Genomic DNA, 13,871 nt, shown 5'->3' with positions numbered 1-13,871 from the left:
ATACTAGATAGGTTGCAAAGAAACTAGTACTTTTCTTTCGTGGAAAAGAAGCAACACGGTATCTCATTTTTGTAGAAGATACGTCATGAAAAGAAAAGTATACACTAAAGCCTTATAGGGTGGCTTCGCACCACCTTTAGAAAGAAGAAAAACGTGAAATTTAATGAATTTAACTTGTCTGCTGAATTGCTAGCAGAGATTGAAAAAGCTGGATTTGTAGAAGCCAGTCCCATCCAAGAACAGACTATTCCCTTGGCTCTTGAAGGTAAGGACGTTATCGGTCAAGCTCAGACTGGTACAGGAAAAACTGCAGCCTTTGGCTTGCCAACCCTTGAAAAAATCCGTACAGAAGAAGCGACCATCCAAGCCTTGGTTATCGCTCCAACTCGTGAACTCGCTGTCCAAAGTCAAGAGGAACTCTTCCGCTTTGGCCGTAGCAAAGGAGTGAAAGTTCGCTCAGTTTACGGTGGTTCCAGCATTGAAAAACAAATCAAGGCCCTTAAATCGGGTGCTCACATCGTGGTAGGAACACCAGGCCGTCTCTTGGACTTGATTAAACGCAAGGCCTTGAAATTACAAGATATTGAAACTCTGATTCTTGACGAAGCGGATGAAATGCTCAATATGGGCTTCCTTGAAGACATCGAAGCCATCATTTCCCGTGTCCCTGAAAATCGTCAAACCTTGCTCTTTTCAGCAACCATGCCAGATGCTATCAAACGTATCGGTGTTCAGTTTATGAAAGACCCTGAGCATGTCAAGATTGCTGCCAAGGAATTGACAACAGAGCTGGTTGATCAGTACTATATTCGTGTCAAGGAACAAGAGAAATTTGATACCATGACACGTCTTATGGATGTGGAACAACCAGACCTTGCTATTGTATTTGGTCGTACCAAACGCCGTGTAGATGAATTGACTCGTGGACTTAAAATTCGTGGCTTCCGTGCAGAAGGAATTCATGGCGACTTAGACCAAAACAAACGTCTTCGTGTTCTTCGTGATTTTAAAAATGGTAACCTTGATGTTCTAGTTGCGACAGACGTGGCAGCACGTGGTTTGGATATCTCAGGTGTAACCCATGTCTACAACTACGATATTCCACAAGATCCTGAAAGTTATGTTCACCGTATCGGTCGTACAGGTCGTGCTGGTAAGTCAGGTCAGTCTATTACTTTCGTAGCACCAAATGAAATGGGCTACCTTCAAATCATCGAAAACTTGACTAAGAGACGTATGAAAGGCTTGAAACCAGCGACAGCTGAAGAAGCCTTCCAAGCTAAGAAACAAGTAGCGCTCAAGAAAATCGAACGAGACTTCGCAGACGAAGCCATTCGTGGGAACTTTGAGAAATTTGCTAAAGATGCTCGTAAGTTAGCAGCAGAATTTAGTCCAGAAGAATTGGCTATGTATATCTTGAGTCTGACAGTCCAAGATCCAGACAGCCTTCCTGAAGTGGAGATTGCGCGTGAAAAACCACTGCCATTTAAACCATCAGGTAATGGCTTTGGTGGCAAAGGCAAGGGAGGTCGAGGAGGCCGTCGTGGGGACGACCGTCGAGACCGTGATCGCCGTGGTGGTCGCCGTGATGATTTCCAGAAAGGCAGTCGTGGAAACGACCGTTTTGATAAAGACAGACGTTACCGTAATAAAGACAATAAAAAACCTCGCAACACTTCAAGCGAAAAGAAAACCGGCTTTGTTATTCGTAACAAAGGAGACAAATAGAAAAAAGCGATTCACACTGTGAATCGCTTTTATATATAAGGAGACCAAGGGTAAAAGAAGATGGTGATAGTAAAGGATAGGTGAAACGGAAAGGGATTTACCATGTCATCTTCTTATAATGTTATATTAACAAAAAATAATTCAGCTGTCAACACAAAAGATCTTATTTTTCTAAAATATTTTTGCTGTTCAAAATTGTAATTAAATAAGCAATTTTCAGATAATAATTGAAAATTCACGCTCTTTATGTTATAATGGTAGCGATTAAATGCGAGGTAAAAAATGGCACATTTATTAGAAAAAACAAGAAAAATTACTTCTATTTTGAAACGCTCAGAGGAGCAACTTCAAGATGAACTCCCCTATAATGCGATTACACGCCAGTTGGCAGATATTATTGATTGTAACGCTTGTATTGTGAATAGCAAGGGGCGCCTTTTAGGCTACTTCATGCGTTATAAAACGAATACAGATCGTGTAGAGCAGTTTTTTCAAACTAAGATTTTTCCAGATGATTATATTCAAGGTGCAAACATGATCTATGATACGGAAGCCAATCTTCCTGTTGAACATGATTTGACCATTTTCCCTGTAGAGAGCCGTGCGGATTTTCCAGATGGTTTGACGACCATTGCTCCGATTCATGTGTCAGGGATTCGCCTAGGTTCCTTGATCATTTGGCGCAATGATAAGAAATTTGAAGATGAAGATTTGATTCTTGTTGAGATTGCGAGCACGGTGGTAGGGATTCAACTCTTGAACTTCCAACGTGAAGAGGATGAGAAAAATATTCGCCGTCGTACTGCTGTTACCATGGCGGTTAATACCCTTTCCTATTCAGAACTTCGTGCCGTATCAGCTATTTTAGCTGAATTGGATGGAAATGAAGGACAGTTGACTGCATCTGTTATTGCAGACCGTATTGGAATTACGCGTTCTGTGATTGTCAATGCGCTTCGTAAACTGGAGTCAGCAGGAATTATTGAGAGCCGTTCACTCGGAATGAAGGGGACTTATCTCAAAGTTCTAATTGGTGATATTTTTGAGGAAGTGAAAAAGAGGGACTACTAATGGCAAAGGCTTTAATCTCAATTGACTATACAGAGGATTTCGTAGCAGACCATGGAAAGCTGACTGCAGGGGCACCTGCTCAAGCCATATCAGAGGCAATCAATCGAGTGACCAGATTGGCTTTTGAACGTGGGGACTATGTCTTTTTCACCATTGATGCCCATGAAGAGAAGGATACATTCCACCCAGAAAGCAAGCTCTTTCCACCGCATAACATCATCGGAACTAGTGGGCGTAACCTTTATGGCCCTCTAGCTGATTTTTATGCTGAGCATGAGGCGGATAGTCGCGTCTTTTGGATGGACAAACGTCACTATTCAGCATTTTCAGGAACGGACTTAGATATCCGTTTGCGGGAACGTCGTGTAGATACAGTCATCCTAACTGGAGTCCTGACTGATATTTGTGTTCTTCATACGGCTATTGATGCCTATAATTTAGGTTATCAAATCGAGATTGTCAGGCCTGCGGTTGCCTCTATTTGGTCAGAAAATCATCAGTTTGCTCTTGGTCATTTTAAGAACACTTTGGGAGCCAAGTTGCTGGATGAAAATCTGGCTGAAATCCAAGAATAATTCCCTTGGAAAAATGAAAAAAATCTGAAAAAAGTGTTGACAAAGATTTTGAAAGTTGATATACTAGTAAAGTAATCGACGCGGGGATGGCGGAATTGGCAGACGCGCAGGACTAAGGATCCTGTGACCGCTTTAGGTCGTGAGGGTTCAAGTCCCTCTCTCCGCATAGGATAAGAGTTAGCTTTGGCTAGCTCTTTTTGTTTTTACAAAGAAGACTAGAGGCTACGTTTCGTATCTCGAAAAATATTGGCATCAAGAACAGTCATTGTATCAGAACATTTAAACTGAGTTTTCCATTTCATTCTATCAAGAATTTTCTCAGACACAAGTCAGAAAATGAAGAACTTAGGAAATGGAAAATGCTAAGCTGAAAGACGGTTCCAGCATTTATAAAATGGAGTATATTTTTGATTGGTAAAACGCATTCTATATGAGAAAAGTTAGCGTTCGCTAGCTTTTTTGTTTTTTTCAAAAAATTTTTTTGATTTCATAAACATTTCATATTTGGATTTTATAATAGTCTTACAAATATGGAGGTGACAAATGAATCCAATCCAAAGAGCTTGGGCTTATGTCAGCAGAAAACGACTGAGAAGTTTTATTTTATTTCTGATTTTATTTGTCCTTTTAGCAGGAATTTCAGCCTGTTTGACTCTGATGAAGTCCAACAAAACAGTAGAAAACAATCTTTACAAATCACTCAATACTTCTTTTTCTATCAAAAAGATAGAAAATGGACAGACCTTCAAGTTGTCTGACCTAGCATCCGTGAGCAAGATTAAGGGACTGGAAAATGTCTCTCCTGAACTTGAGACGGTAGCAAAACTGAAAGACAAGGAAGCGGTGAGTGGCGAGCAGAGCGTAGAACGTGATGATTTGTCAGCCGCGGACAAGAACTTGGTTAGCTTAACGGCTCTTGAAGATTCATCCAAGGATGTCACCTTTACCAGTTCGGCTTTCAATCTAAAAGAAGGGCGACACCTTCAAAAAGGAGATTCTAAGAAAATCCTTATTCACGAAGAGTTGGCTAAGAAGAACGGTCTTTCGCTTCATGACAAGATTCGCTTGGATGCTGGTCAATCCGAAGCTGGGAAAGGGCAAACAGTTGAGTTTGAAATTGTCGGCATCTTTTCTGGTAAAAAACAAGAGAAATTCACAGGCTTGTCCTCTGACTTCAGTGAAAACCAAGTATTTACAGACTATGAAAGTAGCCAAACTCTTTTAGGAAATAGTGAACCTCAAGTCAGTGCAGCGCGCTTCTATGTAGAAAATCCTAAGGAAATGGACGGACTCATGAAGCAGGTGGAAAACTTGGCCTTGGAAAATCAAGGCTACCAAGTAGAGAAGGAAAACAAGGCCTTTGAACAAATCAAAGACTCAGTTGCAACCTTCCAAACCTTCCTCACTATCTTCCTTTATGGGATGTTGATAGCAGGAGCAGGAGCTTTGATTTTGGTCTTGTCTCTCTGGTTGAGAGAAAGAGTCTACGAAGTGGGAATTTTACTCGCACTTGGAAAAAGCAAGAGCTCGATCTTCCTACAGTTCTGTTTAGAGGTAGTGTTGGTATCTCTCGGAGCTTTGCTTCCATCCTTTATCGCTGGAAATGCCATCACATCCTATCTGCTCCAAACTGTACTAGCCAGTGGAGATCAGGCAACCTTACAGGACACGCTGGCCAAAGCAAGCGGTCTATTAACCAGTCTCCTATCCTTTGCAGAATCCTATGTCTTTCTGCTCTTGATTGGTTGCTTGTCTGTAGCCCTTTGTTTCGTATTTCTATTTAGAAAATCGCCGAAAGAAATTTTATCATCTATTAGTTAATACTCTTCGAAAATCTCTTTAGACCGTGTCGGCCTTATCTGCAACCTCAAAGCTGTGCTTTGAGCAACCTGCGGTTAGCTTTCTAGTTTAATCTTTGATTTTCATTGAGTATAAGAAGGAGAAATCATGACTTTATTACAATTGCAAGATGTTACCTACCGTTATAAGAACACTGCTGAAGCAGTTTTATATCAGATCAAGTATAATTTTGAACCCGGAAAATTTTATAGTATCATTGGTGAGTCAGGAGCAGGAAAATCCACTCTCTTGTCCCTGCTTGCTGGTCTAGATAGTCCTGTTGAAGGTTCTATCCTTTTCCAAGGAGAGGACATTCGGAACAAGGGGTATTCTTACCATCGCATGCACCATATTTCCCTGGTCTTTCAAAATTATAACTTGATAGATTATCTTTCTCCGCTGGAAAATATCCGCTTGGTCAACAAAAAAGCAAGCAAGGATACACTTCTTGAGCTTGGTTTGGATGAAAGTCAGATCAAGCGGAACGTTCTCCAGTTATCAGGTGGTCAACAGCAACGTGTGGCCATCGCTCGTAGTTTAGTCTCAGAAGCTCCAGTTATTCTAGCTGATGAGCCAACAGGAAATCTGGACCCTAAAACTGCTGGAGATATTATCGAACTGCTCAAATCACTTGCCCAGAAAACAGGTAAATGTGTGATCGTCGTCACTCACAGTAAAGAAGTGGCACAAGCGTCAGATATTACACTTGAATTGAAGGATAAGAAACTAACTGAAACTCGCAATACTACAAAATAAGATGAGCTTGTTTTGATAGAATTATTAAATCAAATCTAGAAAGGGAACCTATGTTACACAACGCATTTGCCTATGTTACAAGGAAGTTTTTCAAATCGATTGTTATCTTCCTGATTATTCTCCTCATGGCGAGCTTGAGTTTGGTCGGATTGTCGATCAAGGGAGCTACAGCCAAGGCTTCTCAGGAGACCTTTAAAAATATCACCAATAGCTTCTCCATGCAAATCAATCGTCGCGTCAACCAAGGAACGCCACGTGGTGCTGGGAATATCAAGGGTGAGGATATCAAAAAAATCACCGAAAATAAGGCCATCGAGTCTTATGTTAAACGCATCAACGCTATCGGAGATTTGACTGGATACGACCTCATCGAAACGCCAGAAACCAAGAAAAATCTCACTGCAGACCGTGCCAAACGGTTTGGCAGCAGTTTGATGATTACAGGTGTCAATGACTCCTCTAAAGAAGACAAGTTTGTCTCTGGCTCATATAAGCTGGTTGAAGGTGAGCACCTAACCAACGACGACAAGGACAAGATCCTCATGCACAAGGACTTGGCAGCCAAACACGGATGGAAAGTCGGAGATAAGGTCAAACTAGACTCCAATGTTTACGATGCAGACAATGAAAAAGGTGCCAAGGAAACAGTTGAAGTGACAATCAAGGGACTCTTTGATGGTCACAATAAGTCAGCAGTAACCTACTCACAAGAACTCTATGAAAATACAGCTATCACAGACATTCACACTGCTGCAAAACTTTATGGATACACAGAAGATACAGCTATTTATGGGGACGCAACCTTCTTTGTAACAGCAGACAAGAACTTGGATGACGTCATGAAAGAGTTGAATGGTATCAGTGGTATCAACTGGAAGAGCTATACACTCGTGAAGAGCTCCTCTAACTACCCAGCTCTTGAGCAATCCATCTCTGGTATGTACAAGATGGCCAACCTCCTCTTCTGGGGTAGCTTGAGCTTCTCAGTCCTTCTCCTTGCACTCTTGCTCAGCCTTTGGATCAACGCCCGTCGCAAGGAAGTGGGAATCCTCCTCTCTATCGGTCTCAAGCAGGCAAGTATCTTGGGGCAATTCATCACCGAATCGATCCTGATCGCTATCCCTGCTCTCGTTTCGGCTTACTTCCTAGCCAACTACACAGCTCGAGCAATCGGAAATACTGTTCTTGCCAATGTCACTTCAGGTGTTGCCAAGCAAGCCAGCAAGGCTGCTCAAACCTCTAACCTTGGTGGTGGTGCAGAAGTAGACGGCTTTAGCAAGACCTTGTCGAGCCTAGACATTTCCATTCAGACATCAGACTTTATCATCGTCTTTGTCCTTGCTTTGGTTCTAGTGGTTCTCGTTATGGCGCTTGCTTCAAGCAATCTCCTTAGAAAACAACCAAAAGAGCTCTTGCTCGATAGTGAATAAAAAACTTGCTACCTATTCTCCCCTAAATGGGGTATAATATAGGTAGCATTTTTATCTATTTCATCTTGATAATACTCTTCGAAAATCAAATTCAAACCACGTCAGCTTCACCTTGCCGTACTCAAGTACAGCCTGCGGCTAGCTTCCTAGTTTGCTCTTTGATTTTCATTGAGTATAAGGCCTCTTCCTTTCAGGGTGAAACCGAGATGATTTACAAGAAATTTAAAGGAATGTGAAAAATTTTTTCTATGAAAATTTTAATTGTAGAAGATGAAGAGATGATCCGTGAGGGGATCAGTGACTATTTGACGGATTGTGGTTATGAAACCATTGAAGCAGCAGATGGTCAGGAAGCTCTGGAAAAGTTTTCCAGCTATGAAGTTGCTCTAGTACTACTGGATATCCAGATGCCCAAGCTTAATGGCCTAGAAGTCCTAGCGGAGATTCGTAAAACCAGTCAGGTCCCTGTCCTGATGTTAACCGCCTTTCAGGATGAGGAATACAAGATGGGTGCTTTTGCTTCTCTGGCAGACGGCTATCTGGAAAAACCCTTCTCCCTGTCTCTCTTAAAAGTGAGGGTGGATGCAATTTTCAAGCGCTACTACGATACAGGAAGAACCTTCTCCTATAAAGATACCAAGGTGGACTTTGAGAGTTACAGTGCAAGCCTAGCAGGTCAAGAAGTGGCTATCAATGCCAAGGAGTTGGAAATTCTGGACTATCTGGTGAAAAATGAAGGCCGGGCCTTGACTCGTTCTCAGATTATCGATGCTGTCTGGAAGGCGACAGATGAGGTTCCCTTTGATCGTGTCATTGATGTCTATATCAAGGAATTACGGAAAAAGCTAGACTTGGATTGTATCCTCACTGTGCGCAATGTTGGTTATAAATTGGAGCGAAAATGAAACGAACAGGTTTATTTACAAAGATTTTTATCTATACCTTCTCGATTTTTAGTGTTCTGGTTATTTGTCTTCATTTAGCCATTTATTTTCTCTTTCCCTCTACTTATCTGAGCCACCGTCAGGAAACTATTGGCCAGAAAGCGACAGCCATTGCCCAATCCCTAGACGGAAAAGATAGGCAAAGTATCGAGCAAGTGTTGGACTTGTATTCCCAGAGCAGTGATATCAAAGGAGCTGTTAAGGGAGAAATGACCGAAGACAAGTTAGAAGTCAAGGACAATCTTCCTCTGGACACGGATCGCCAGACAACTTCACTCTTCATTGAGGAACGAGAGGTAAAAACGCAAGATGGTAGCACTATGACTCTTCAGTTTCTAGCTTCCATGGATTTGCAAAAAGAAGCAGAGCAGATCAGTCTCCAGTTTCTTCCCTATACCTTGCTGGCATCCTTTCTGATTTCCCTCTTGGTGGCCTACATCTATGCTCGGACCATTGTTGCACCGATTTTGGAAATCAAGCGAGTGACCCGTCGGATGATGGATTTGGATGCCCAAGTGCGATTGCGTGTAGATTCTAAGGATGAGATTGGTGATCTCAAGGAACAAATCAATAGCCTTTACCAGCATCTTTTGACTGTTATTGCGGACTTGCATGACAAGAATGAAGCTATTCTCCAGCTGGAGAAGATGAAGGTTGAGTTTCTACGAGGGGCTTCTCATGAATTGAAAACACCTCTGGCCAGTTTGAAAATCCTGATTGAGAATATGAAAGAAAATATCGGTCGCTATAGAGATAGAGACCACTATCTGGGAGTTGCCTTGGGGATTGTGGATGACCTCAGTCATCACGTTCTCCAGATATTGTCTCTTTCTTCTGTTCAGGAATTGCGAGAGGAGAAAGAAAAGGTTGACCTCCTTCAGATGACGCAAAGTCTAGTCAAGAATTATGCTTTACTAGCCAAGGAGAGAGAACTTCAGGTAGACATTAACCTAACCCATCAGCAGGCATACATAAACCCATCTGTCATGAAACTAATCCTATCGAATCTCATCAGTAATGCTATCAAGCACTCCACTCCAGGTGGCCTGGTCTACATTGGCGAGAGAGAAGGAGAACTCTTTATCGAGAATAGCTGTAGTCCTGAAGAACAAGAACAATTGGCCCAGTCTTTTTCTGGAAATGCTAGTCGCAAGGCCAAGGGTTCGGGGATGGGGATCTTTGTGGTCAAAAGTTTATTAGAACATGAGAAATTGCCTTATCGTTTTGAAAGGCAGGATGATCGCTTGACTTTCTTTATACGCTTTCCTAGAGTTAGCCAAGATTAAAAAAGAAAGGGTTTACATTGATTGGATTAGAAGAAATTCAATCTAAAGCATGGGAAAAACTAGCTTTTTTTATCAAAAAGTGATAAAATGAACAATGTAAATGGGATGTCCCAAAAAATATATAGGAGGCCTGACAAATGGCAATCGTTTCAGCAGAAAAATTTGTCCAAGCAGCTCGTGACAACGGTTATGCAGTTGGTGGATTTAACACAAACAACCTTGAGTGGACTCAAGCTATCTTGCGTGCAGCAGAAGCTAAAAAAGCTCCAGTTTTGATCCAAACTTCTATGGGTGCTGCGAAATACATGGGTGGTTACAAAGTATGTAAACTTCTCATCGAAAACCTTGTAGAATCAATGGGAATTACTGTACCAGTTGCTATTCACCTTGACCATGGTCATTATGAAGATGCACTTGAATGTATCCGAGTTGGTTATACTTCAGTTATGTTTGACGGTTCACACCTTCCAGTTGAAGAAAACCTTGAAAAAGCTCGTAAAGTTGTAGAATTTGCTCATGCAAACGGCGTATCAGTAGAAGCTGAAGTTGGTACTATCGGTGGTGAAGAAGACGGAATCATTGGTGATGGCGAATTGGCTCCAATTGAAGATGCTAAAGCAATGGTTGCAACTGGTATTGACTTCTTGGCAGCTGGTATTGGTAACATCCACGGTCCTTACCCAGCAAACTGGAAAGGTCTTCACCTTGATCACTTGCAAAAATTGACAGAAGCAGTTCCAGGCTTCCCAATCGTATTGCATGGTGGTTCAGGTATTCCTGATGACCAAATCCAAGCAGCTATCAAACTTGGTGTTGCGAAAGTTAACGTTAACACTGAATGCCAAATCGCATTTGCTAACGCAACTCGTAAATTTGTTGCTGAATACGAAGCAAACGAAGCAGAATACGATAAGAAGAAACTCTTTGACCCACGTAAATTCTTGAAACCAGGTTTCGAAGCAATTACAGAAGCTGTTGAAGAACGTATCGACGTATTCGGTTCAGAAGGTAAAGCATAATCTAGCTGAACAATACAGAAAGAACCTGCCCATTAGGGTGGGTTTTTTGGTGTCCTAGGGAAATTATCAAACCATGATTTTTGATTAAAACTATTATTTTAAGAGTAAAATCTCTGATTTCATAATCTTCAGGCGAACGCTTGCATTCCATTTTTTATTGGACTATAATAGGTTGGTATAAAGCCTTCTGTAAGAATAAAATGTAAAGGGTTTAGAAAGTAAGGATTTAGAATATTTGTAGTCAAAAATACAATGTTGCTATTCCTTGCGATAGGGAGATAGATATGTCAATGATAGAAGTGGAACATCTTCAGAAAAATTTTGTGAAGACAGTAAAGGAACCAGGCTTGAAGGGGGCTTTGCGCTCCTTTATTCATCCTGAAAAGCAGACCTTTGAAGCGGTAAAGGATTTGACCTTTGAGGTTCCAAAAGGGCAGATTTTAGGATTTATCGGGGCCAATGGTGCTGGGAAGTCGACAACCATCAAAATGCTGACAGGAATTTTAAAGCCGACATTGGGCTATTGTCGGATTAATGGCAAGATTCCGCAGGACAATCGCCAAGATTATGTCAAGGATATTGGAGTTGTTTTTGGACAACGAACCCAGCTATGGTGGGATTTGGCCCTGCAAGAAACCTACACGGTCTTGAAAGAGATTTACGATGTGCCAGACTCGCTCTTCCATAAGCGCATGGACTTTTTGAATGAAGTCTTGGATTTGAAGGAATTTATCAAGGATCCCGTGCGAACTCTTTCACTGGGACAACGGATGCGTGCGGACATTGCGGCTTCCTTACTTCATAATCCCAAGGTTCTCTTTTTAGATGAACCGACCATTGGTTTGGATGTGTCGGTCAAGGACAATATTCGTCGGGCTATCACCCAAATCAATCAGGAGGAAGAAACAACCATTCTCTTGACCACTCATGACCTGAGTGACATTGAGCAACTCTGTGATCGGATTTTTATGATTGACAAGGGGCAAGAGATTTTTGATGGAACGGTTAGCCAGCTCAAGGAAACCTTTGGCAAGATGAAGACTCTTTCTTTTGAACTGGTACCAGGTCAAAGTCATCTCCTTTCTCACTATGAAGGCTCTTCGGATATGACCATTGATAGACAAGGGAACAGTCTCAATATTGAATTCGATAGTTCCCGCTACCAGTCGGCTGATATTATCAAGCAAACCCTGTCTGATTTTGAAATCCGCGATTTGAAGATGGTAGATACGGATATTGAGGATATTATCCGTCGCTTCTATCGAAAGGAGCTCTAAGATGGTCAAATTGTGGAGACGTTATAAACCCTTTATCAATGCAGGTGTTCAGGAGTTGATCACCTATCGAGTCAACTTTATTCTCTATCGGATTGGCGATGTCATGGGGGCTTTTGTTGCTTTCTATCTCTGGAAGGCGGTCTTTGATTCCTCGCAAGATTCTTTGATTCAGGGCTTCAGCATGGCAGATATCACCCTCTACATCATTATGAGTTTTGTGACTAATCTTTTGACCAGGTCAGATAGCTCCTTTATGATTGGTGATGAGGTCAAGGATGGTTCCATTATCATGCGTTTGTTGCGACCGGTGCATTTTGCGGCCTCTTACCTTTTCACCGAGCTTGGCTCCAAGTGGTTGATTTTTGTCAGCGTCGGGCTTCCTTTCTTGAGTGTGATTGTCTTGATGAAAATCTTATCGGGGCAAGGGATTGTAGAAGTGCTGGGCCTAACTGTACTTTATCTTTTTAGCTTGACGCTGGCTTATCTGATTAACTTTTTCTTTAATATTTGCTTTGGATTTTCAGCCTTTGTATTTAAAAATTTATGGGGTTCCAATCTCCTCAAGACTTCAATAGTGGCATTTATGTCTGGAAGTCTGATTCCCTTGGCTTTCTTTCCAAAGGTTATTTCAGATATTTTATCCTTCTTGCCTTTTTCATCTTTAATTTATACCCCGGTTATGATTATCGTTGGGAAATACGATGCCAGTCAGATTCTTCAGGCGCTTTTGCTACAGTTCTTCTGGCTCATAGTGATGGTAGGTTTGTCTCAGTTGATTTGGAAACGAGTCCAGTCATTCATCACTATTCAGGGAGGTTAGTATGAAAAAATATCAACGCATGCATCTGATTTTTATCAGACAATACATCAAGCAAATCATGGAATACAAGGTTGATTTTGTGGTGGGCGTGTTAGGAGTTTTTCTGACCCAAGGCCTGAACCTCTTGTTTCTCAATGTGCTCTTTCAACACATCCCTTCGCTAGAGGGTTGGACCTTTCAAGAGATTGCCTTTATCTATGGATTTTCCTTAATTCCCAAGGGATTGGACCATCTCTTTTTTGACAATCTCTGGGCTCTGGGGCAACGCTTGGTGAGAAAAGGTGAGTTTGATAAGTATCTGACTCGTCCTATCAATCCGCTCTTTCACATTCTGGTCGAGACCTTTCAGATTGATGCCTTGGGCGAACTATTGGTCGGTGGCATTTTGTTAGCGACTACAGTGTCTAGCATTGCTTGGACTCTTCCAAAATTCCTTATTTTTCTAGTCTGTATTCCTTTTGCGACCTTGATCTATACTTCCTTGAAAATAGCGACAGCCAGCATCGCTTTTTGGACCAAGCAATCAGGTGCTATGATTTACATTTTTTATATGTTTAATGATTTTGCCAAGTACCCGATTTCCATTTACAATTCGCTTCTTCGTTGGTTGATTAGTTTTATCGTGCCTTTCGCTTTTACGGCCTATTATCCTGCCAGCTATTTCTTACAGGACAAGGATGGTCTCTTTAACATTGGTGGGTTGATTTTGATTTCCCTTGTTTTCTTTGTTATTTCTTTAAAACTCTGGGACAGGGGCTTGGATGCCTACGAAAGTGCGGGTTCGTAAGAGATAAGATAGGATGAGATTTAAAAATTAAATATGTTACAAACAACCGTTGAAAATTATAGCGGTTGTTTTTATATATTTATTGATGCATAAATTGTATCCATCCCCCCTTTTTGCGATTTTGGTAGTTATTCCAGTTAATTGATAATATTTTTGATGGTAGGAATGAGTTTATATTGTAGCCAGTTAACTATAATATTTATTGACTAGACTATTTGTTAACATGGATTAAAAAAAAAATTAACCATGGTTAATTTTTCTTGACTTAAATTTTTTTAATTGCTATACTATTTTTCAGAGAGCTAACAATTATATATAAATGTACTACTCTATCCCACT

Annotated in this window: 12 protein-coding genes and 1 tRNA gene; all 13 read left to right on the top strand. The window is 41.3% G+C overall.

All coding sequences use genetic code 11. From position 1 onward, the window contains the following. Window positions 1-153 precede the first annotated feature (153 nt). Window positions 154-1,728, top strand: a complete 1,575-nt coding sequence (locus KZX55_RS03385) for a DEAD/DEAH box helicase (RefSeq protein ID WP_248024329.1) — start codon at window positions 154-156, stop codon at window positions 1,726-1,728. Window positions 1,729-2,010: 282 nt separating this feature from the next. Next, complete coding sequence (gene codY, locus KZX55_RS03380; RefSeq protein WP_000940727.1) at window positions 2,011-2,799, top strand: GTP-sensing pleiotropic transcriptional regulator CodY; 789 nt, start codon at window positions 2,011-2,013, stop codon at window positions 2,797-2,799. Beyond that, the gene (locus tag KZX55_RS03375) at window positions 2,799-3,374 is read left to right on the top strand and encodes a cysteine hydrolase family protein (RefSeq protein ID WP_248024326.1); all 576 of its coding nucleotides are present in this window, start codon (window positions 2,799-2,801) and stop codon (window positions 3,372-3,374) included. Before codY ends, KZX55_RS03375 begins: the two co-directional genes overlap by 1 nt. Before the next feature lie 80 nt (window positions 3,375-3,454). Further along, window positions 3,455-3,540 (top strand) — tRNA-Leu (locus KZX55_RS03370). Window positions 3,541-3,917: 377 nt separating this feature from the next. Continuing rightward, the gene (locus KZX55_RS03365) at window positions 3,918-5,195 is read left to right on the top strand and encodes an ABC transporter permease (RefSeq protein ID WP_248024324.1); all 1,278 of its coding nucleotides are present in this window, start codon (window positions 3,918-3,920) and stop codon (window positions 5,193-5,195) included. 126 nt (window positions 5,196-5,321) lie between these two features. Further along, the gene (vex2, locus tag KZX55_RS03360) at window positions 5,322-5,969 is read left to right on the top strand and encodes an ABC transporter ATP-binding subunit Vex2 (protein ID WP_000173737.1); all 648 of its coding nucleotides are present in this window, start codon (window positions 5,322-5,324) and stop codon (window positions 5,967-5,969) included. 50 nt (window positions 5,970-6,019) lie between these two features. Continuing rightward, entirely contained in the window at window positions 6,020-7,399 is a 1,380-nt protein-coding gene (vex3, locus tag KZX55_RS03355) for an ABC transporter permease subunit Vex3 (protein ID WP_045617490.1), read from the top strand. Window positions 7,400-7,647: 248 nt separating this feature from the next. After that, window positions 7,648-8,304, top strand: a complete 657-nt coding sequence (gene vncR / locus KZX55_RS03350; protein WP_248024320.1) for a response regulator transcription factor — start codon at window positions 7,648-7,650, stop codon at window positions 8,302-8,304. Further along, a complete protein-coding gene (vncS, locus tag KZX55_RS03345) occupies window positions 8,301-9,629 on the top strand; it encodes a sensor histidine kinase (RefSeq protein WP_248024317.1) in 1,329 nt (442 codons plus the stop codon). The genes vncR and vncS overlap by 4 nt, the downstream gene beginning before the upstream one ends. A gap of 137 nt (window positions 9,630-9,766) precedes the next feature. Beyond that, complete coding sequence (locus KZX55_RS03340) at window positions 9,767-10,648, top strand: class II fructose-bisphosphate aldolase (RefSeq protein ID WP_001019007.1); 882 nt, start codon at window positions 9,767-9,769, stop codon at window positions 10,646-10,648. Between the two features lie 284 nt (window positions 10,649-10,932). Then, a complete protein-coding gene (locus tag KZX55_RS03335) occupies window positions 10,933-11,925 on the top strand; it encodes an ABC transporter ATP-binding protein (protein ID WP_248024315.1) in 993 nt (330 codons plus the stop codon). A 1-nt stretch (window position 11,926) separates the two neighbouring features. Beyond that, window positions 11,927-12,745 carry an ABC transporter permease gene (locus KZX55_RS03330; RefSeq protein WP_248024313.1) on the top strand — a complete coding sequence of 273 codons (819 nt, stop codon included), beginning with the start codon at window positions 11,927-11,929 and terminating at the stop codon, window positions 12,743-12,745. Between the two features lies 1 nt (window position 12,746). Next, window positions 12,747-13,532, top strand: coding sequence for an ABC transporter permease (locus KZX55_RS03325; protein ID WP_000760747.1), 786 nt, complete (start codon window positions 12,747-12,749; stop codon window positions 13,530-13,532). Window positions 13,533-13,871: the final 339 nt, after the last annotated feature.

Origin of the sequence: Streptococcus halitosis (genome assembly GCF_023147855.1) — a bacterium.
GTDB classification, from domain to species: domain Bacteria; phylum Bacillota; class Bacilli; order Lactobacillales; family Streptococcaceae; genus Streptococcus; species Streptococcus halitosis_B.
The sequence above is the reverse complement of the archived record's forward strand: the minus strand, read 5'-3'. Positions and strand labels throughout refer to the sequence as shown.

Coding starts and splice junctions, on each gene's coding strand:
- vex2 (WP_000173737.1), top strand. CDS start 5,322: ATGACTTTATTACAATTGCAAGATGTTACCTACCGTTATAAGAACACT.
- vncR (WP_248024320.1), top strand. CDS start 7,648: ATGAAAATTTTAATTGTAGAAGATGAAGAGATGATCCGTGAGGGGATC.
- KZX55_RS03340 (WP_001019007.1), top strand. CDS start 9,767: ATGGCAATCGTTTCAGCAGAAAAATTTGTCCAAGCAGCTCGTGACAAC.
- KZX55_RS03365 (WP_248024324.1), top strand. CDS start 3,918: ATGAATCCAATCCAAAGAGCTTGGGCTTATGTCAGCAGAAAACGACTG.
- KZX55_RS03335 (WP_248024315.1), top strand. CDS start 10,933: ATGTCAATGATAGAAGTGGAACATCTTCAGAAAAATTTTGTGAAGACA.
- KZX55_RS03375 (WP_248024326.1), top strand. CDS start 2,799: ATGGCAAAGGCTTTAATCTCAATTGACTATACAGAGGATTTCGTAGCA.
- vex3 (WP_045617490.1), top strand. CDS start 6,020: ATGTTACACAACGCATTTGCCTATGTTACAAGGAAGTTTTTCAAATCG.
- codY (WP_000940727.1), top strand. CDS start 2,011: ATGGCACATTTATTAGAAAAAACAAGAAAAATTACTTCTATTTTGAAA.
- KZX55_RS03325 (WP_000760747.1), top strand. CDS start 12,747: ATGAAAAAATATCAACGCATGCATCTGATTTTTATCAGACAATACATC.
- vncS (WP_248024317.1), top strand. CDS start 8,301: ATGAAACGAACAGGTTTATTTACAAAGATTTTTATCTATACCTTCTCG.
- KZX55_RS03330 (WP_248024313.1), top strand. CDS start 11,927: ATGGTCAAATTGTGGAGACGTTATAAACCCTTTATCAATGCAGGTGTT.